Here is a 17,946-nt window from a genome sequence, read left to right as displayed (position 1 = left end):
ACAGTCTGGGCTGATCAGTCTAGACTGGCGTTGTGGACGGCATCGCGGAGTCCGCGGCCGCGGCGGCCCGCGACCTGCGGGTGGTGTTCAGCCGGCTGCGGCGTCAGTTGAGGGAACTCGCCACCGACGACGACCTGACTCCCTCGCAGACCGCGGTGCTGAACCGGCTCTGGAAAGAGGGGGCCTCATCGGCGAGTGTCCTGGCTGCGGCCGAACGGGTGCGTCCACAATCCATGGCCACGATAGTGGCCGCACTCGAGCAGCGGGGGCTCATCGAGCGCACGCCCGACCCGGAAGACGGTCGGCGGCAACTGATTTCGTTGACCGCAACGGGCCGGCGACGCGCGGAGAGCAACCGACAGGTCCGCGAGGAGTGGCTGGCGCGCGCCATCCACGAACGGTATTCCGAACGCGAGCGTCGCGTCATCCTCGATGCGCTGACGCTGCTCGAGCGCTTGACCGAGTAATGAAAGGGCAAGGGCTGCTATGCAATTAGGTGTGCACTTCATCGATTTCCTGCCCGGCGACCCAGCGGCGCTGGGTCCGACGCTGGCCGATGCGGCCAAGGCCGCCGAACAGGGCGGCGCAACGCTGTTCACGCTGGCGGATCATTTCTTTCAGATGGAGGCGATGGGACGGGCGGAGGACCCGTTCCTCGAGGGCTACACGTCACTGGGCTTCCTGGCCGGACAGACGACCAAGATCGACCTGAGCCTGCTTGTCACCGGCGTCACGTATCGATACCCGGGAATGCTGGCCAAGGCGGTCACCACGCTTGACGTGCTGTCGCAGGGCCGCTCGGCGCTGGGGCTCGGCGCGGCCTGGTACGACCGCGAGCACCTCGCCCTCGGCTTCCCCTATCCGCCGGTGACCCGGCGTTTCGAGATGCTCGAAGAGACGCTGCAGATCTGCCGTCAGATGTGGAGCGAGGACAACGGGCCCTACCGGGGCAAGCACTACCAGTTGGCCGAGACAATCTGTGAGCCGCAACCGATTCGGCGACCGCCGATCCTGATTGGCGGCGACGGCGAAAAGAAGACGCTACGGCTGGTCGCGCAGTACGCCGACATCTGGAACAGCACCGTGACCGATCCCGACGAGCTCAAGCACAAGATCGAGGTGCTGAACCGCCACTGCGAAACCGTCGGACGGGACCCGGGCGAGATCCGAAAGACGGTGGGCCTCTTCGTGAATCCGTTCGACGACCTCGACGGGTACTTCAGGACCGTCGAGCGCTTCGCCGAACTGGGCGTCGAGATGGTCAACGCCGGCCCATTCCCCGGCAACCCCGATCCCGTCGGCTTCATCCGGCGACTCGGCGACGACGTCATTCCCAGGCTCGACGAGATCGGTTGACTCCGACGGCCTTCCGGTCACCCCGGATAGCGGGAGTAGCAGGCGTCCATGTTGCCGGTCACGCCGCCGCGGAACGCCGCTATCCGGGTGAAACCGGCGGGCACGCTGGTGCCGTCGGCGTCGCTGGCGACGAGATGGTTGGTGAGCAACCCGGCCACCGCCTCGTCGAGATCACCGGCCGTCAGCAACAACTGCTTCTGCGACGACAGCTCGATGGGTTCGGCCATCTTGCGGTGCACCACGCCGGTCAGGCACGCCGTGCGCAGCGCGGTCCACGGGCTCTGCATGGCCAGCCCGCGTTCGTGCTGCACGGCGAGCGCGTACCGCGACATCACGACCGATAGGGCGGTGTCGTCGCCCTGCGGCAGGGTCTGCTCGTTCTCGTCGGCGACCTTGCCCATCGCCGCGAGCTTTGGCAGGTCGACCACGATCGTGTTGGTGGACGGGCAATAGGAAGCCGGCGGGCTGGATTTGGCGTCGGGGCAATCGGCAGCCTGGTAGGACAGCGCCGGCGGGCTCTTCGGGGAGAAGATCTTTCCCAGCAGTTCCATCAACGTCGACAGGGTGTCCTGGTCGATCGGGACCTCACCGGTCTCGGGGTTTCCGGTGCTGCTGTCGACGCGCAGAGCGTTGGGCAGATCGCCGCGGCGCTGCTCGATCTCCTTCTTGTCTATCCCCGCGCAGGCCGATGCCCCGTTGATGAAACCCATTTGGAAGGCGCTGATTCGGTCCAGGGCGGACCCGTGTTCGTCGTCGTTCTCGCTCTCGCTGTCGATCACGGGGTCGCGGGTCGTGATGATCCCGGCCAGCACATGGTCGAGCCCGTCGGCGGTGCTGAGCGTGAACCGCGGCGACTTGCCGTCGGCGACCCAGAACAGGTAGACGCCAGCGAAGCAGTCGGCCTGCTGCTCGTGCACGATCGTGGGGTCGCGTTTGGTCACCAGATGCGCCATGTTCTGCAGGGCATGGCCGAATTCGTGGGCCAGTACGCCGTTGACCGACATGTCGCCGAAGTACCGTTGCGCGACCGGCATGAACACCCCGCGGTCCCAGGCGATCAGGTTGCAGCGCGACGTGTAGAAGGCGTTGACGAGCTTGTAGGTGTCGTTGTGGCAAACGATCGGGCTGGACGGATCCTTCGAGTTGTAGGACACCATCTTTCCGACGGGAACGAAGCTTCCCTTCAGGGACTGCCCGTACACCGACTTCCAGTAGTCCTCGATGTCGTTGACCGACAGCAACGACAACTTATCGATCGCGCCGTCGTCCGTGTTGACCACGGTGCCGGTTGCGGCGGGTGCGTTCGAGCGGATGCCGCTGGGGCCGTTGGTCGCGGGCAAGCCGCCCACCCGGAACGGATCGTTGAGCATCGAGAGCGCCCGCCCGTCGACGAAGGATGCACACCCCGCCACCACGATTGCCGCCGCCGCGCAGCTCAACGCCGCCCTCAGCAAGGCGGCCGCCCTGCGCGGACGGCCACCGGCCTGCTGACGTCGATTGCGCGCACGGCTCTTCATACCAACCTCATCCCGACCGGCTACAGGGCAGACCAAAGCGTCTCATTCTAGAGCGGTTGGCTAACCGTGACAGCCCGAATGAAAACACCGTCGAACGCCCGCGCCGGCCGCGTGGGCGCGCGATTGCGGGCGGCTTACCGGTGGTCGAACGAGAAGCGCCGGGTGGGTTGTCCGATGGCAATAGCGAACTCGGCGGCGCCGTTTGAGGGGCGTTGCCCGCTAGGGGCGCGGCGCCGTCGGTGCCGGCGTCTGCTGAGGCCCCACCGGGCCCCCGGGCCCCATCCCGCCGGGTCCCATCCCGCCGGGCCCCATCATGCCGCCGGGTCCGATCATGCCGGGCCCCATCATGCCGCCGGGCTGCATCATCGGGCAGGTGCCGGCACGGCCGCCGCCATATCCGTGGCGCCAGCCGTAGTGGTCACCCGAGGACCAGCCCAAGAACAGCCCCGTGAAGAAGATGACCGCGACGACGAACACCACACCGGCGACGATGACCACCCATGCGGCCACGTGGCCCAGCCGACTGCGCGCGTACGGCCCGTCCCCGTGGTTGCCGGTCACGGGCCCAACGCTGGATTCAGGAGTTTCAGTCATGCCCAGGACGATGTCACACATATACCCACCGGGGGTAGGGACCATTGGCCCTAGTACGGGATTCGCGGGTCTGGTCAGATTGCCTCAATTGCGTGCAGGAGTCTGTCCCGAAGGAACGTGACGATGGCCAATTTGACACGGCGCGCGGCGCTTGCCGCGTTCGGTGCGCTGGGTGCGGGCGGCGTGCTGGGTCTGCGCTACGCGCGTCGCGGCATCTGGCCCGCAGGAGTCCGCCTCACCAACTGCGGCGGCTTCATGGGCGCCGGTCACATGGACATGAACCGCTACATGGACATGTTCATGCGGCACAGCGAAATCAGCCGGGTGGTCGAGGACATTCCCGGCGGCGTGCGCACCACCACCGAATCGACGTCCCCGGATCTGACCGCCCAACTCCAGGCGCACGTCTCGAGCATGTACGCCCACCTGGATCAGGGAACCGAAGTCGGCTGCATGAGCCAAACCCTGCCGACGCTGTTCCGTCGCGCCGGCGGCTACCGGCGGCAGCTGACGTTCACCCCAGGGGGCGTGATCGCCGAGGAGACCGCCGACGACCCTGCCCTCACCGACGTCATCCGAGCGCACGCGCGCGAAGTCACCGGCTTCGTGGAGCAGGGCATGCCGGCCATGATGCAGCAGATGATGGGTCGGGGCGGGATGGGCTGCGGACGAATGATGAACCCGCACATGCCTTGACGGCGCAGGCCCTAGAAGGGCGGTGGATCCTCTGGGGGCGCGGGGCCGGCGGGTATCGAACTGGCCGGCGCCACGGGGTGGGCGGCCAGCCGGGCTTGGCGGTTGCGGTGCCGTTCGGTGGCGATGCGCTGGGCCCGGTTTTGGGCACGGGTGCGGGTGCGCAGCGGCATCATCGCGGTGCGCTCACCACACCGCTCGACGGGTGTGGGGGCCGGGGCGTCACCGGTGGGCACGCACAGGCTGGGGAACAGCAGCGCGCTGCCCGGGGTGGTGACGTAGGTGTGTCCGTCGGGCAGCCGCCAGATCAGGGTGCCGTCCTCCAGTTGCTCGTCGCGCCAGCCCCAAAAAGTTTTCAGCAAATGATGTTGGCGGCAAAGGCATTTGAGGTTCGACGGGTGCGTCGCACCGCCCTCGGAGTACGGGATCGTGTGGTCGATGTCGCAGTCGACGGCCGGGCGGTCACACCCCGGGGCCCGACACGTCAGGTCCCGGCACCGCACGAAATCGGCCAGCCTCCTCGACGGGGTGTAGCGCGGCTCCGCCTCGGCCGGGGCGCCCAGGGGCACCAGCTTGGCCGAGCCGGCCAGCTCGGCCACGACCTCGGCGGTGATCAGCGCGTCCGCGCCCACCTCCGACGCCGGAGCCGACCCGGCGCCCTCGACGCTGGCCTGCTCGGCGATCACGTGAATGACGACCGGCGTTGCGCCAGGTCGCTTTCCGGCCGTGCAGTCGGGGCGCCCGCAGCGGCAGCCCAGCCGATCCGCGCCGGCGGCAAGCACCCCAAGCGCGTCGGCGCGCCGCTGATCCGCGCTGCGCGGGTCGTGCTCACACACCGTGGCCGCCAACGCATCCAGCCGCCGATCCAGCGCGTGGGCGTCGGGACTGAACAAGCTGCCGTGGATTTCGGACATGCCGCCCTCGAGATCCTCGACCCCGACCCAGCGCTCGGCCTCGACTGGTCGCGGCGGCGCACCGCATCGACGTCGGCCTTCCCCACGATCTTGTCCACCTGGCCGGCCAACCGGCCCCGGGTCATGGAGGGCCACCTCGCCGCACGCATCGCCAGCTCGGCATCCACGGCGGCCAACACGGCGGCGTCTGTGATCAGATCGGTGCGGTACACGATCGTCTGGAACAACCGATAGCTGATGTCGCCCGCGCGGAACACCTCGGCCACCTGCGGCAGCCGCTCACGCATCGCGAGCGCATACCGCATGAAGCTGCCGGCCATCGCCAGGCTCACCCGAAACGCCGCGGCCACCTCGGCCCCCACCGCCGCCCAGGTGTCCACCGCCCAATCCGACTCCTCACCGCGCTGGGCGCGGCGCAGCTCGAACAACTCCCCGATGGCGTCCAGCCGGTCCGCGACCATCCGCGCCTCCAGCCGCCACGAGGAGCACATCCGTTCCACCAGCGCGCGGGATCGCTCACACCGGGGAGGCTCCCAGTACTCGTGTAGGCGTCTATCGAACATGTGTTCGAGTGTAGCGCGGCCCCCCGACAAGGCGCCGAGCAGCGGTTATGGCACCCGGGTCCGATGCCGCTTGTCGTGCGGTGGCACGCCGTTGACGCCGCCGATGGATTCCGCATAGCTGCCTACGGCGTATCCGACGCCAGACCCCATGATGGCCAGGGCGTCCCGGTTGACGGTGTCGACGGTTTCGCGGGGGCCTTGGTAGTTGGGGTCGAACGGGGCCCCGGCCTGCCCACCCCACAGCCGGGCCTGCACGGTGGTCTTCGGTTGCGACGCCCCGGCCGTCATGCCGCCGATCGGCACGCCCGCGACCATGAAGGGGTGGTAGTCGGCGAGCGTGTTCAGCGGCATGTCCGCGGGCCGCTTCCCGGCCAGGTTCAGGTAACCGGCCAGGGTGCGCTCGATGCCGGCCGACCCGTCGGGGACGTCCGCGTAAGTCACCCCGGGCGACGGCGGACCGGACTGATCGCCGTCTTCGGTGAAGAAGCCGGCGTTGGGAGAACCCAGCGTGGTGAAGTTGAGGTACATCGCGATGTCGTTGAGCTGATCGCTGTTCATGCCGAACACGTAGTCCATGACGCCGTTGAGCCCGTCCTCGTCGGCGCCCCAGAACGCGAACCGCACCGCGTTGTTCACGGGCGCCAGGGGGCCCAGCTGCAGCGCCGTCTCCAGCACCGCGGCCACCCCGGTTCCGTCGTCGTTGATGCCAGGGCCGCCGCGGGGGCTGTCGAGGTGCGCGCCCACCACGATCACGTCGTGCGGCGAGCCGGTCTTGGTCTGCGCCAGCACGTTCCGTGACGTGATCTTGACGTTTTGGGCGTCCAGCACCAGGCGGACTGGCGCGGTCGCGCCGGAGAGCGCGGTGGCGGTGGCCGGGTTGGCGACCGCGACGGGGACGGTCAGCTGCTTGAAGTAGCCGGGAGCGAACAGGGTGGGCGGGGCGCCCTGGCCGGCGGGCGCACTGAGCACGACGAGCGCCGCCGCACCCTTGGACACCGCGCTGTTCTGCTTGTCGACCACCGAGCAACGTGTGTCGTCTACGACGGCGATCGACCCCTTGGGCAGCACGGCCGGATAATCGCCCGCCGCGCAGCCCGACGGCTGGGTGGGCCGGACCGGCTGCCCGGTGAGTCCGCCGGGCGGCGTCTGGACCAGCAGCGAGGCCTGGTCAACGGTGTAGCTGCGGCCGGCCACCGTCATCGACGGCCTGCCCGGGGAGACGGTGTAGAGCCGGTCGAACTGCGGCGTCAGTACCTCGAAACCTTTGTCACGCAACGCTTTAGCGATGTAGTCGACGCTGGCGTCGTAACCCGGCGTGCCGTCGGCCCGGTTGCCCTTGTTCGCATTGGCGATGTTCTGCAGCGCGCGCAGGTGGGTGAACATCGCCTCGGTGGTCACCTTGCCGGCCAGGCCGTGCGCCAGATCCGGTGCGGCAGTCGGGGATCCCGGCCGCGCCGATGTGCACGACGCCAGCAACAAGGTCACCAGCAGCATTGCCGCGCGCAGCCGACGGGTCATGGCTTGGTTAGCACGTGACGCGTGCGGTCCTCCATCGTGGGCACCCCGTTGTGGCCGCCGAGGTCCTGCGCGTACAGGCCCACCGCGTAGGCGACGCCACCGCCGTTGATGCCCAGAGCGGTCCGGTCGATGTGCTCGAGGGTATCCGTCTTCTGGTGATAGTTGGGGTCGAAGGGCTGGTCCGCGGTCCCGCCCCACAGCTTTGCCTGATCCGCGGACATCTTCACCTCGGCGCCGGAGAACAGGCCGCCGGCGGGGATGCCCGCCAGGGTGAATCCGTCGTAATCGGAACGGCCGTCGAACGAGGTGTCCTGCGCGGTCTTCCCGGCGGACTTCAGGTAGGCGACCAGGGTGCGTTCGATGCCGGCCGACCCCTCCGGCACCACCGGCTGGCCGCGAGCGTCCGCGGGCAGCGACTGGTCACCGTCATAGGTGAAGTAGCCGGGGTTCGGCGACGCGAGCATGTCGAAGTTCAGATACAGCGCAATGCTTTTGAGCCCGGTCAAGTCAAGCGACTCGACGTAGTTGCGCGAACCGATCAGCCCGAGTTCCTCCGCGCCCCAGAAGCCGAACCGCACCGCGTTACGTACCGGTGGCGAATTGCCCAGCCGCAGAGCGGTTTCCAATATCGCGGCCACGCCTGAACCGTTGTCGTTGATGCCCGGGCCTTCCGGCACGCTGTCCAAATGGGCGCCGGCCATCACGACATTGGTGGTCGAGCCGGTCTTGGTCTGGGCGATCACGTTGCGCGCCTTGAAACTCTGGACGCTCGCGTTCAGCTTGATGGTGACGCCCCCCGGCTGGGTGCGCAATTGCACGCCAACCGACTTGGTGACGCTTACCACCGGGATCTTGACGTTGGTGTCCGGGCCCAGCGTGCCACCCATCTGTTGCTCGTCGACGTTGTCGGCGACGATCATCGCGACCGCTCCGCGCTGCGCCGCGGCGTCTTCCTTCTGAGCGAAGGGGCAACCGCCCCGGTCCACCAGGACGACGGCTCCCTGAACCGGCAGACTGCCGTAATCCGGAGGTGCGCAGCCGGGGCCGTTGCTGGCGGGCACGGCCACCAGCGGACCGCTCACTCCTCCCGGCGGGGTGCCGAGGCTGAAGTCCAGCGCGTGCGCCTCCACCGGCTTACCGCCGACGGTCACCTCCGGCTTGTCGCCGTGGAACACCCGCGCCGAGAACTCGGGGGTCTGCACGTCGAAACCGCTGCCGCGCAACGTGTTCACCACGTAGTCGACGCTGGCCTCGTAACCCGGGGTACCCACCGCCCGGGTACCGTTGTTGGCGTTGGCAATGTCCTGGAGCTTTGCCAGGTGCGCCATCATCGCGTCGCTCGTGACTTTGTCGTGCAGGGCGCTGGCGAACCGGGCCGCCGCGGCGGGGTCGCCCGTTGCCTGTTGCGAGTTTGCCGACTTGTGGAAGCAGCCGGTCGAGAATGCGGTCAGGGCGACCACGACGAGCGCCGCAGGTACCGTCGCGAATTTGTTCACCATCGCGCCCCAGGTTAGACCGCGGTGCCACCGGCCGGGATCAGGACACGGCGGTATCAGACGTACAGGGCGCTGAACGGTGCAAAGGGGATGTTGCGCACCACAAACCACGCCCCGACCAACACCATGGCCACCACGGCGGACCAGCGAGTGTGTTGCCAGCTGCGTATCCGCCTGCCCGCGAGCCGCCCGTAGGTCCAGGCGAGGTACGCCCACACCAAGAGCACGACAGCCGCCAGGCCCAAGGCGTTGAACCTGGCGGCCGCCGTGATGTTGCCGTGCATCAGGGAGTACAGCATGCGCAAGCTGCCGCATCCCGGACAGTCGATACCCAACAGCGCCTTGGTGGGACACACCGGCAGCGGACCGTTGGGAGTGGTCGGGTCACCCGCCCAGATGGCGGCGCACATCAGCGTCGCGGACGCGGCCACCAGCAGTGGCGCGCCCACGCTCGACGGCGCCGACCCTTGGCGGGTCACCATGGTCGCGAACCGGGCTTAGAACATCGCGGCAAGTGCCGCATTGGTGTTCGTGTTCAGCGCGCCGACCGCCATCAGGATGCCGTAGATGATGCCCACGACGACGCCGATGACCGCCGACCAGATCACCCACTTCTTGGCGCTGTCGGCGGACGCCTGCGCCTCGGCGTAACGGCCCTGCGCCCAGAGCCCGTTGACCTGGCTGGATTTGACGATGGCCACGATCCCGAACGGAAGACAGCAGAACAGCGTCACCAGGATGGACCACACCAAATAGTTATTCGGCGCTTGCCCGGCGGGCTGCTGCGGCGGGTAACCAGGCGGCGGAGGGGGCGGTGCCGGTGGCTGTGTCATGGATTCTCCAGTCCCGAGAAGTTAGCTGGCGTGAAACGGTGCTAACCATACCCGAGCACAGTCGCGGCGGCACCAGCAATTTGAAAATCCCCTTTCGACCCGCCGCAGAACGTCGCTGCGGTCGCGCGGCGTTCAACCGCCGTTCTCCTGCCCGCCCCTTCCGCCGCCCAGCGCCGATGGCAAGGCACCATACGAAAGGGACTGAGCGGCATCGGCTTTCGGACTAGCCGGCATGCGGCCCCGCCGTGCCGCGTCACCGAAAAGGATGCCCAGACAGACAATTGCCAGCGGAATGTGTTGCTTTGTCACGACATAGCCCTACGATCCCTACTTAGCGGAAGCATGTTTCTCCGGTGAGCGACGCCGGCTCGACAACCGCCGAGGAGTCGTGGGATGTCCTATCTCAGCAACGCGTTGCGGGCCGTCGCGGCCGCGGCGCTCGCTGGCGGCGCCGCCTTCGCCGGCACGGCAACCGCCACCGCGGATCCCGCGAACACCGGTAACGCGTCGGACGTCAACACGCTTGCGGCATCGCTGTCAAAGGGCTACGGCCTGAACAACTGCACGGCCCAGAGCATCACCACCGGCGAACTGGCGTCGTTGGCGTGCGGGCAGAACCCCGACCCGAGCGGCCCGGTCCAGGCCAAGTACATCCTGTTCAACAACGGCGAAAACCTGGTCGGCTCGTTCAAGGCCAGCATCAAGGACGACGCGCTGAGCACGTGCGGCGACAGCGGCCAGTCGCCCACCAGCTGGCACCAGGGGAGCAACGGCAATGCCGGTCAGGTGGCCTGCGGGACATACCAGAACGCCGCCGAGATCATCTGGACCACCGATGCCAAGAACACATTGAGCTATATCCGCGGGCCGAACACCGACGCCGCGGCGCTGTACCAGTGGTGGCGGGCCAACGGCTGAAACTTCTGTTGGGGGGCAACAGTTTTCTGCATCACCCATCCAACAACCGCAGGGAGGCAACGAAAATGTCACATCTCACCACCGCGCTGCGAGCCGCGTCGGCCGCAGCTTTCACCGGATGTCTGGCTTTCGCCGGTAGCGCCATCGCGGTGGCGGAACCCAACACGGGCAGCGCCGCCGACATGAACACGCTGGCCGCCAACCTCTCGAAGGGCTACGGCCTCAACAACTGCAAGCCGCAGGAGCTGACCGAATCCGGCGAACTGGCCGAACTCCTGTGCGGGCAGAGCCCCGACCCCAGCGGACCCGGCTCCGGCGTCTACGCCCTGTTCTCCAACGGCACCAACCTGGGCGCCGCGTTCAGTTCCACCATCAAGGACGTGTCCCTGGCCGCGTGCGGGGACGCCGGGCAGTCACCGGGCACCTGGAAGCAGAACGGCCAGACGGGCGGCCAGATCGCCTGCGGCACCTACAAGAACTACGCGACGCTCACCTGGACCACCGACGCCAAGAACGTGTTGGGCCACCTCACCGCGGCCAACTCCGACGTCAACGCCCTCTACCAGTGGTGGCGCACGAACGGCTGACCCGTCACAACAGCGCCGACACCAGCTCGGCGACGGCGCGCATCCCGGCCGCGTTCGGGTGCAACGGCGCCGCTCGGCCCGGCAGCGGCACACCGGGTCTCGTGGTCCAAGGGTCACCCGACCACGCGTGATGTTCGCGGCTGGCCGCGGCGGCCCCGACGATCTCGCAGCCGGTCGCGATCGCCGCGTCGGCGGTGAGCCGCTCCAGCGTCGCGGCCACGTGGCGGCCCAGATCGGCATCCGCTTGCGAAAGCGGCGCGGCCGGCGCACCCGCGGGCGGCAGGACGGTCAGGTAGTCGACGAATAGGACCCGGGCCCGCGGTGCGCGCTCGCGCACCGCGTGTCCGACCCCGCACAACGATTCGAACACCGCGTCGAGCGCCTCGATCCGCGCGTCGCGGTCCAGCATTTCGACAATGCGCGCACCGAGCAGTGGCAGCCGGCGGACGGGGCGCGGCAACGACGCGGCCATCAGCAGCGGAATGTAGCCGACGTCGTTGCCGCCGATCGTGATGGTCACCAGGCTTTCCGACCCGTTCAGCGCGGTGATCTGGGGTGGCGCGCCGCGCTGGTGATCGGCGAGCACGTGCGCGGTGGTCGCGCCGGAAAACGTGACGTCTACCAGGTCCAGGCCGCAGCGCCGCGCGACCAGGTGCGGGTAGTTGCGCGCCGACCGGCCCGAGCCCCAGGGAGCGCCTGCAGCGCGGGGCCTGATGCCGGGACCGGCTGCCATCGAACTGCCCAGCGCCACATAGCGTTTCATCGCTGAGGGCTGGACGCCTGCGCCCAGAAGCGCTTGGGAATACGCCCCGCACGGCGGGCCAGATAGCCCGCGGTGACGGCGGCGGCCATCGCGGCCGCCATCGTCGCCGGATCGGCGGCCCGGGTCACCGCGGTAGCCAAAAGTACGGCGTCGCAACCCAACTCCATCGCAAGCGCGGCGTCGCTCGCGGTGCCGATGCCGGCGTCGAGCACCACCGGGACGCCGGCGCGCGCGACTATCATCTCGATGTTGTGCGGGTTGGTGATGCCCAGGCCGGTGCCGATGGGCGACCCCAGCGGCATGACCGCCGCGCAGCCGGCGTCCTCGAGCCGACGGGCAAGCACCGGGTCGTCGTTCGTGTAGGGCAGCACGACGAACCCGTCGTCGACCAATTGCTCCGCCGCCCGGACCAATTCGACCGCGTCGGGCAACAGCGTGCGCTCGTCGGCGATCACCTCCAGCTTGACCCAATTGGTGTTCAACGCCTCGCGGGCCAGCTGCGCAGTGAGCACCGCCTCCGCCGCGCTGCGGCAGCCCGCGGTGTTGGGCAGCGGTGTGATGCCGAGCCGGTTGAGCAGGTCGAGCAGGCCGGTACCGCCCTCGGCGTCGACCCGCCGCATCGCGACGGTGGTCAGCTCGGTACCCGATGCGACCAGCGCCTCCTCCAGGGCGGCCAGGCTGGTCGCTCCCCCGGTGCCCATGATCAGCCGCGAAGCGAAGCTGCGATCCCCGATGGTGAGTTTGGTTTCAGCCACCCTGCACCGCCGTCAGCACCTCGAGCCGAGAACCGTCGGAAAGCGTTGCGCTCCAACGGGATCGGGGCAGAACGGCGTCGTCCATCGCCACCGCGACGCCGCGGTCCGGGTAGCCGAGCGACTCCAGCAGCGCGGCCACCGTGGTTCGCTCGTCGACCTCGACCTTCCGCTCGTTGACCACGACGATCATGACCGGGCTCCGACCGGGGCCAGTTCGGACACGATCTGTTCGGCGGTCCACGGCGCCAGCAGGAAGCCGGACCGGCCGTGGCCGCCGGCCACCAGCGTCCGTTCGTCGAGGCGTTGCACCAGGGGAAGGTTGTCGGGCGTCATCGGCCGCAGCCCGGCGGCGCACTCGGCTAACTCGTATTCGCCGAGCGCCGGCAACACCGCGCAGGCGTCGTCGAGCAGGTCCCGCACCCCCGACACCACCGGGGCGGTGTCGCGCCCGTGTTCGTATTGGGTGGCGCCGACGACCACCCCGTCGGCGCGGGGAACCAGGTACACCTGGCGCCCGTGGACGCGGGCGCGAATGACGCGCTGCGGCACCGGCATACACCCACGCCGCCACCGCAACCGCAGCACCTCGCCCTTCACCGGCCGCACCGGCAGGCCCGGCCACAGCGCGGGGGCGTCGATCCCGTTGGCGATCACCACGGCGTCGCCGTCGACCGACAGGTCGCGCGCCGGCGGCGCCCAGCGCACGCCGAGGCGCTCGCACGCCGCGGACAGGCCGTCCAGCACCGCGCGGTTGTCCACGGCCAGCTCGGTGGGCGCCCGAAAGCCATGCCGGATGCCTTGCGCCAGCAGCGGTTCCAGATCGCGGGCGGCCGACTCCCAGACCACCGGGTGCCCCTGCGCGGAGAGCCAGTCGGCGACGGTGCGCAGGTCCGCGACGTCGGCCCGGTCGACCGCCACCACCATGGACTCGCGGGCGGTGACCACTTGCGGCGGCAGCCCGTCGAGGAAGCCGCCCTCGCGCCACAGCCGCAGCGACTCGAGGCCCAGCCGCAGCAACCGCTCCTCGCCGGGCCAGCCTTCGCTGTGCGGGGCCAGCATGCCGCCGGCGACCCACGACGAGCCGTTCTCGGCGGTGCGGTGCACCCGCACCGACCACCCGGCCTGCGCCGCCCGGCGCGCCACCGCCAGGCCGATGACGCCGCCACCGATGACGGCCAGCGACCCGAGCTCCGATGGCATCCCGTCCATTCCGGGGGCCTCCCTTCGCCGGCATGACCCGGATCAGGTGTGACGGTAAGGGCAGGCGCGCCCACTCTCAGACCCCGTTCCCGGGACTCCCGTGTCTGCACGTTCTTCGGCCTCCACGCTAGCGCGCTAGCGTCGCGGTGTGCATCAGCGAGTTACCCGGCTGGCGGCCGCGCGGCTATACCTCTGCACCGACGCGCGCCGCGAGCGCGGCGATTTGGCCCAGTTCGCCGACGCCGCCCTGGCCGGCGGGGTCGACATCATCCAGCTGCGCGACAAGGGATCACCCGGTGAGCAGCGGTTCGGGCCCCTGGAGGCGCGCGACGAGCTGGCCGCGTGCGAGGTCCTGGCCGACGCGGCCAGGCGTCACCACGCGCTGTTCGCGGTGAACGATCGGGCCGACATCGCCCGCGCCGCCGGCGCCGACGTGCTGCACCTGGGGCAGGGCGACCTGCCGCTGGACGTGGCCCGCGAATTCCTCGGCCCGGACGTGCTGCTCGGCCTGTCCAGCCACGACGTCGACCAGGCCGCCGCTGCCGCCGAGGGCGAGGCCGACTACTTCTGCGTCGGCCCGTGCTGGCCCACCCCGACCAAGCCGGGCAGGGACGCCCCGGGCCTGGGGCTGGTGCGGGCGGCGGCCGGTTTCGGCGGCGACAAGCCGTGGTTCGCCATCGGCGGCATCGACGAGCAGCGGCTGCCGGAAGTGCTCGCCGCCGGCGCCCGGCGCATCGTGGTGGTGCGGGCGATCACCGCGGCCTCCGACCCGCGCGCGGCGGCGCAGCGGCTCAGCTCAGCGCTTGCAGCACGGAGCTGATGCGGGGATGCAGCGGCGCCGTGTCGGCCTGCAGCGGGGGGCCCGGCATGCACCAGACGAAGACGCCGGCCTCGATCTCGATCGTGCGCGGCAGGTGACGCCGTCGTTCGTCGCCCTGGCCCAGCGGCACCAGCGCCGTGGCGGTGCGCAGCCGTTGCCAGCTCGCCGCGAAGCCGGGGTGCAGCGGCAACTCGGCCACCTCGTCCTCGGCGACCCAGCGCATCTCGGCGCTCTCCCGGTTGGGCACGGTGGGCAGCGGCTCGGCCGCGTCGGCGACGACCGTGGTGTAGGTCCAGCGCGTGCCGCCGAGCCCGGCGACCTCGGCGGTGACCACCGCGGACCGCACGGTCAGCAGCTCGCCCTGCAGGCCGGCCTCCTCGTGCGCCTCGCGGACGGCCGTCTCCTCCGGGGTCTCGTGGCTGTCCCGCGCCCCGCCCGGAAGTCCCCAGGTCCCGCCCTGGTGGCTCCACACCGCGCGATGCTGCAACAGCACCGCGGGGGTGCCGTCCGGCCGCGGGGCGCGCAGCAGCAGACCCGCCGCGCCGAAACGGCCCCAATAGTGGGCGCCGCTGTCGGAAACCACCCAGCCGTCACCGTCGCCCTGCACGCGTTCAGGATATGCACGTGATCGGCTGGTCAATTGGTCTGCCTCCACCCATCTGCCGCGACATTCTCTTAGAATTCGCTTATAGAGTTTCGTGCAGCGTTCCAGTGGCCGCGAAAGATGAGGGCTGATTCGACGTGACGGTTGAGCTGGCGCACCCGTCGACGGAACCGCAGGGGTCGCGGTCGCCGGCCGAACCAGCCCACCCGCGTTGGTGGTTCATCTCCACCACACCCGGCCGCATCCTCAGCATCGGAATCGTGCTGGCCGTGCTCGGCGGCATCTGCGCCTTCGCCACGTCGACCACCATCAACCACCGCCAGCAGGTGCTGACCACGGTGCTCAACCACACCGAACCGCTGTCGTTCGCCGCCGGACGGCTCTACACGACCCTCTCGGTGGCCGACGCCGCGGCGGCCACGGCGTTCATCGCCGAGGCCGAGCCGCCGCCCGTCCGCCAGCGCTACGAGCAGGCCATCACCGACGCGACGGTGGCGGTGACCCGGGCGTCCAGCGGGCTGACCGACGAACCGCTGGTGCAGCTGCTGGGCCGGATCAACGCCGAGCTGGCCGTCTACACCGGCCTGATCGAAATCGCCCGCACCAACAACCGGGAGGGCAACCCGGTCGGTTCGTCGTACCTGTCGGAAGCCTCGGGGCTCATGCAGTCGACGATCCTGCCCGACGCGGCGCAGCTGTATCAGGCGACGTCGGAGCGGGTGGACGCCGAAACCACCGCGTCCACGCAGATTCCCGCGCCGGTCATCCTGGTGGTCACCGCGACCGCGGTCTTCGGCGCCTTCTCCCATCGGTGGCTGGCCCGGCGCACCAGGCGCCGGATCAACCCGGGACTGGTCGTGGGCGGCCTCGCTATTCTCGTCATGGTGGTATGGGTCGGAACTGCGCTAACGATCTCCACGGCCGCCAGCCGTAGCGCCAAGAACACCGCCGCGGACTCGCTGCGGATCGTGACCAACGTCGCGATCACCGCCCAGCAGGCCCGCGCCGACGAGACGCTGTCGCTGATCCGCCGCGGAGACGAGGAGAAGCGCAAGCAGTCGTTCTATCAGCGCATCGACTCCATGCACTCCCAGCTCGACCAGTACATGGTCCGCAGCGACGCCGTCGACAAGCCCGACCTGGAGGGCGCCGACCAGCTGCTGCTGCGCTGGCGGCAGGCCAACGACAGAATCAACTCCTACATCTCGGTGGGCAACTACCGCGCGGCCACGCAGGTGGCGCTCGGCAGCAGCGAGGACGACTCCACCCCGGCATTCGACAAGCTCGAGGACCAGTTGGTGAAGGCCATCGACCAGAGCCGCAACCACCTGCGCAACGACGTCCTGAGCGCGCGCAGCGGGCTGTCCGGCGCCCAGGTGGGCGGCGTGGTGCTCAGCCTCGGCGCCGCCATCGCGGTGGCCCTGGGCCTGTGGCCCCGGCTGAGAGAGTATCGATGACGACGCGGCCGGGCCGGTTGCGGCGGGCGGGCGCCGCGCTCGCCGCGGTGGCCGCGGTCGCGGGCTGCTCGCACACGGAATCGCTGTCGGTTCCCAACGTGCCGACGTTGCCGCCGCCCACCCCGGTCGGCATGCAGCAGCTGCCGCCGGAGCCGCCACTGCCGGCCGACGACGCCAGCCAGAGCTGCGACCTGACCGCGAGCCTGCGGCCCTTCCCCACCAAGGCCGAGGCGGACGCAGCGGTCGCCGACATCCGCGCCCGCGGCCGGCTGATCGTCGGGCTCGACATCGGCAGCAACCTGTTCAGCTTCCGCGACCCGATCACCGGCGAGATCACCGGTTTCGACGTCGACATCGCCGGGGAGATCGCCCGCGACATCTTCGGCGCCCCGTCGCACGTCGAATACCGCATCTTGTCGTCCGACGAGCGCGTCACCGCCCTGCAGCACTCCGAAGTCGACGTGGTGGTCAAGACCATGACCATCACCTGCGACCGGCGCAAGCAGGTCAACTTCTCGACCGTCTACCTCGACGCCAACCAGCGCATCCTGACGCCGCGGGATTCCCCGATCGCCAAGGTGAGCGACCTGTCGGGCAAGCGGGTGTGCGTGGCCAAGGGCACCACGTCGCTGCACCGGATCCGCCAGATCGACCCGCCGCCGATCGTGGTGTCGGTGGTCAACTGGGCCGACTGCCTGGTGGCGATGCAGCAGCGCGAGATCGACGCCGTCAGCACCGACGACTCGATCCTGGCCGGGCTGGTCGAGGAGGACCCCTACCTGCACATCGTCGGACCCAACATGGCCACCCAGCCCTACGGCATCGGGGTCAACCTGACCAACACCGGGCTGGTCATCAGGGCCTCGAGCGGGTCGATGTCGCGCACCCGCGGAATCTCGACCAGGCCGCCGCCGAGGTGGCGGACCGGTGGCAGCACCCGCGTCCCCACCGTCACCCGGTCTTGCGGATCGCTGTCCAGGGTGCCCAGCGAGATGTGCGGAAAGTCGTCGTCGTCATCGTCGAAGTCGGGTCGGAACAGCGCCTGGGTGGCCTGGATGCGCCCCGTGGTCGGGCCGCCGCCCTGCGTGTCCGGCGGTTGGGTGCCCGGGCTTTCGTCGGCGCCGGTTTCCGGCTGCTCGATCTTCTCCGACTCGGCCATCAGTCCAGATACCTCGGCGTCGGTGGCGCGGGCGCGGGCCCCAGCACCGTCAACCACTTGCGGTACAACGTGTTCCACGTGCCGTCGCGGCGGATCCGCTCCAGGGTGCCGTTGACGAACCGGACCAGCCCGGTGTTGGTCAGGTTGACCCCGATGCCGTAGGGCTGGGTGGCCATGTTGGGTCCGACGATGTGCAGGT

The 17,946-nt window shown here is 69.4% G+C and carries 19 protein-coding genes, 3 pseudogenes and 1 riboswitch; of the genes and pseudogenes, 8 read left to right on the top strand and 14 right to left on the bottom strand.

The genetic code is table 11. The features are described 5' to 3' along the window. Positions 1 to 32: 32 nt before the first annotated feature. Together A5691_RS22160 and A5691_RS22155 are read left to right on the top strand one after the other, a co-directional pair. Positions 33 to 467, top strand: a complete 435-nt coding sequence (locus A5691_RS22160; protein ID WP_067747883.1) for a MarR family winged helix-turn-helix transcriptional regulator — start codon at positions 33 to 35, stop codon at positions 465 to 467. Between the two features lie 19 nt (positions 468 to 486). Then, positions 487 to 1,356 carry an LLM class F420-dependent oxidoreductase gene (locus A5691_RS22155; RefSeq protein ID WP_068018932.1) on the top strand — a complete coding sequence of 290 codons (870 nt, stop codon included), beginning with the start codon at positions 487 to 489 and terminating at the stop codon, positions 1,354 to 1,356. Between the two features lie 17 nt (positions 1,357 to 1,373). On the opposite strand, the gene A5691_RS22150 is transcribed toward A5691_RS22155, so the two are convergent. Beyond that, on the bottom strand, positions 1,374 to 2,873 hold the full coding sequence (locus tag A5691_RS22150; RefSeq protein WP_156675730.1) for a peptidase: 1,500 nt from the start codon (positions 2,871 to 2,873) through the stop codon (positions 1,374 to 1,376). A 219-nt stretch (positions 2,874 to 3,092) separates the two neighbouring features. After that, positions 3,093 to 3,467: a hypothetical protein gene (locus tag A5691_RS22145; RefSeq protein ID WP_156669865.1), complete on the bottom strand. Its 375-nt coding sequence runs from the start codon at positions 3,465 to 3,467 to the stop codon at positions 3,093 to 3,095. Between the two features lie 123 nt (positions 3,468 to 3,590). Here A5691_RS22145 and A5691_RS22140 point away from each other — a divergent pair, with 123 nt between their 5' ends. Further along, a complete protein-coding gene (locus A5691_RS22140) occupies positions 3,591 to 4,163 on the top strand; it encodes a hypothetical protein (RefSeq protein WP_068018953.1) in 573 nt (190 codons plus the stop codon). An 11-nt stretch (positions 4,164 to 4,174) separates the two neighbouring features. Here the strand turns inward: A5691_RS22140 and A5691_RS29210 are convergent. The 5 genes and pseudogenes from A5691_RS29210 to A5691_RS22115 form a co-directional block, all read right to left on the bottom strand. Further along, positions 4,175 to 5,637: pseudogene (locus A5691_RS29210) on the bottom strand (HNH endonuclease signature motif containing protein). Between the two features lie 45 nt (positions 5,638 to 5,682). Continuing rightward, positions 5,683 to 7,155, bottom strand: a complete 1,473-nt coding sequence (locus tag A5691_RS22130) for a M28 family peptidase (protein WP_068018929.1) — start codon at positions 7,153 to 7,155, stop codon at positions 5,683 to 5,685. Beyond that, on the bottom strand, positions 7,152 to 8,654 hold the full coding sequence (locus tag A5691_RS22125) for a M28 family metallopeptidase (protein WP_067747873.1): 1,503 nt from the start codon (positions 8,652 to 8,654) through the stop codon (positions 7,152 to 7,154). The genes A5691_RS22130 and A5691_RS22125 overlap by 4 nt, the downstream gene beginning before the upstream one ends. Before the next feature lie 53 nt (positions 8,655 to 8,707). Continuing rightward, positions 8,708 to 9,133, bottom strand: a complete 426-nt coding sequence (locus tag A5691_RS22120) for a DUF2752 domain-containing protein (RefSeq protein ID WP_067891401.1) — start codon at positions 9,131 to 9,133, stop codon at positions 8,708 to 8,710. 15 nt (positions 9,134 to 9,148) lie between these two features. Beyond that, positions 9,149 to 9,484, bottom strand: coding sequence for a CD225/dispanin family protein (locus tag A5691_RS22115; RefSeq protein WP_046183018.1), 336 nt, complete (start codon positions 9,482 to 9,484; stop codon positions 9,149 to 9,151). Positions 9,485 to 9,877: 393 nt separating this feature from the next. Here A5691_RS22115 and A5691_RS22110 point away from each other — a divergent pair, with 393 nt between their 5' ends. Next, a complete protein-coding gene (locus A5691_RS22110) occupies positions 9,878 to 10,402 on the top strand; it encodes a serine/threonine protein kinase (protein ID WP_067747869.1) in 525 nt (174 codons plus the stop codon). A gap of 65 nt (positions 10,403 to 10,467) precedes the next feature. Beyond that, the gene (locus A5691_RS22105) at positions 10,468 to 10,989 is read left to right on the top strand and encodes a serine/threonine protein kinase (RefSeq protein WP_067747867.1); all 522 of its coding nucleotides are present in this window, start codon (positions 10,468 to 10,470) and stop codon (positions 10,987 to 10,989) included. 4 nt (positions 10,990 to 10,993) lie between these two features. Here the strand turns inward: A5691_RS22105 and A5691_RS22100 are convergent, their stop codons facing one another. Genes A5691_RS22100 through thiO form a run of 4 tightly spaced genes read right to left on the bottom strand, consistent with a single transcriptional unit; the run spans position 10,994 to position 13,707 of the window. Then, positions 10,994 to 11,752, bottom strand: a complete 759-nt coding sequence (locus A5691_RS22100; RefSeq protein WP_068018926.1) for an SGNH/GDSL hydrolase family protein — start codon at positions 11,750 to 11,752, stop codon at positions 10,994 to 10,996. After that, positions 11,749 to 12,507 (bottom strand): thiazole synthase, encoded by a 759-nt coding sequence (locus A5691_RS22095; protein WP_068018923.1) that lies wholly within the window; start codon positions 12,505 to 12,507, stop codon positions 11,749 to 11,751. Before A5691_RS22095 ends, A5691_RS22100 begins: the two co-directional genes overlap by 4 nt. Beyond that, positions 12,500 to 12,697, bottom strand: coding sequence for a sulfur carrier protein ThiS (gene thiS / locus A5691_RS22090; protein ID WP_067747861.1), 198 nt, complete (start codon positions 12,695 to 12,697; stop codon positions 12,500 to 12,502). The genes A5691_RS22095 and thiS overlap by 8 nt, the downstream gene beginning before the upstream one ends. Continuing rightward, positions 12,694 to 13,707 carry a glycine oxidase ThiO gene (gene thiO, locus A5691_RS22085; RefSeq protein WP_068018950.1) on the bottom strand — a complete coding sequence of 338 codons (1,014 nt, stop codon included), beginning with the start codon at positions 13,705 to 13,707 and terminating at the stop codon, positions 12,694 to 12,696. Before thiO ends, thiS begins: the two co-directional genes overlap by 4 nt. 2 nt (positions 13,708 to 13,709) lie before the next feature. Beyond that, a riboswitch (TPP riboswitch) is annotated at positions 13,710 to 13,819 on the bottom strand. A 36-nt stretch (positions 13,820 to 13,855) separates the two neighbouring features. Here thiO and thiE point away from each other — a divergent pair. Continuing rightward, positions 13,856 to 14,527 carry a thiamine phosphate synthase gene (gene thiE, locus A5691_RS22080; RefSeq protein WP_068018919.1) on the top strand — a complete coding sequence of 224 codons (672 nt, stop codon included), beginning with the start codon at positions 13,856 to 13,858 and terminating at the stop codon, positions 14,525 to 14,527. On the opposite strand, the gene A5691_RS22075 is transcribed toward thiE, so the two are convergent. Beyond that, the gene (locus tag A5691_RS22075; protein WP_067747857.1) at positions 14,499 to 15,134 is read right to left on the bottom strand and encodes an NUDIX hydrolase; all 636 of its coding nucleotides are present in this window, start codon (positions 15,132 to 15,134) and stop codon (positions 14,499 to 14,501) included. The two genes, thiE and A5691_RS22075, sit on opposite strands and share 29 nt — an antisense overlap. Before the next feature lie 134 nt (positions 15,135 to 15,268). Here A5691_RS22075 and glnX point away from each other — a divergent pair, with 134 nt between their 5' ends. Continuing rightward, entirely contained in the window at positions 15,269 to 16,588 is a 1,320-nt protein-coding gene (gene glnX, locus A5691_RS22070; RefSeq protein ID WP_067747854.1) for a protein kinase G-activating protein GlnX, read from the top strand. After that, positions 16,585 to 17,490: pseudogene (locus A5691_RS22065) on the top strand (glutamate ABC transporter substrate-binding protein); the annotation flags it as partial. The gene glnX and the pseudogene A5691_RS22065, both read left to right, overlap by 4 nt. Here A5691_RS22065 and A5691_RS27595 read toward each other — a convergent pair. Then, positions 17,427 to 17,747: pseudogene (locus A5691_RS27595) on the bottom strand (serine/threonine protein kinase); the annotation flags it as partial. The pseudogenes A5691_RS22065 and A5691_RS27595 sit on opposite strands and share 64 nt — an antisense overlap. Next, positions 17,747 to 17,946: transporter substrate-binding domain-containing protein (locus A5691_RS22060; RefSeq protein WP_156669951.1), on the bottom strand; the 200-nt coding region annotated here is incomplete at its 5' end. The pseudogene A5691_RS27595 and the gene A5691_RS22060, both read right to left, overlap by 1 nt.

It is taken from the genome of Mycobacterium sp. E183 (genome assembly GCF_001667735.1).
GTDB lineage: Bacteria > Actinomycetota > Actinomycetes > Mycobacteriales > Mycobacteriaceae > Mycobacterium.
Note: the sequence above shows the minus strand (reverse complement) of the source record. Positions and strands in the feature narration are given on the sequence as shown.

Bases quoted from the DNA above. Each gene is read 5' to 3' on its own strand.
- A5691_RS22125 (WP_067747873.1), bottom strand. From the start codon at position 8,654: ATGGTGAACAAATTCGCGACGGTACCTGCGGCGCTCGTCGTGGTCGCC.
- A5691_RS22120 (WP_067891401.1), bottom strand. From the start codon at position 9,133: ATGGTGACCCGCCAAGGGTCGGCGCCGTCGAGCGTGGGCGCGCCACTG.
- A5691_RS22105 (WP_067747867.1), top strand. From the start codon at position 10,468: ATGTCACATCTCACCACCGCGCTGCGAGCCGCGTCGGCCGCAGCTTTC.
- A5691_RS22145 (WP_156669865.1), bottom strand. From the start codon at position 3,467: ATGACTGAAACTCCTGAATCCAGCGTTGGGCCCGTGACCGGCAACCAC.
- A5691_RS22110 (WP_067747869.1), top strand. From the start codon at position 9,878: ATGTCCTATCTCAGCAACGCGTTGCGGGCCGTCGCGGCCGCGGCGCTC.
- A5691_RS22150 (WP_156675730.1), bottom strand. From the start codon at position 2,873: ATGAAGAGCCGTGCGCGCAATCGACGTCAGCAGGCCGGTGGCCGTCCG.
- A5691_RS22115 (WP_046183018.1), bottom strand. From the start codon at position 9,484: ATGACACAGCCACCGGCACCGCCCCCTCCGCCGCCTGGTTACCCGCCG.
- A5691_RS22140 (WP_068018953.1), top strand. From the start codon at position 3,591: ATGGCCAATTTGACACGGCGCGCGGCGCTTGCCGCGTTCGGTGCGCTG.
- A5691_RS22130 (WP_068018929.1), bottom strand. From the start codon at position 7,155: ATGACCCGTCGGCTGCGCGCGGCAATGCTGCTGGTGACCTTGTTGCTG.
- thiS (WP_067747861.1), bottom strand. From the start codon at position 12,697: ATGATCGTCGTGGTCAACGAGCGGAAGGTCGAGGTCGACGAGCGAACC.
- thiO (WP_068018950.1), bottom strand. From the start codon at position 13,707: ATGCCATCGGAGCTCGGGTCGCTGGCCGTCATCGGTGGCGGCGTCATC.
- A5691_RS22155 (WP_068018932.1), top strand. From the start codon at position 487: ATGCAATTAGGTGTGCACTTCATCGATTTCCTGCCCGGCGACCCAGCG.
- A5691_RS22100 (WP_068018926.1), bottom strand. From the start codon at position 11,752: ATGAAACGCTATGTGGCGCTGGGCAGTTCGATGGCAGCCGGTCCCGGC.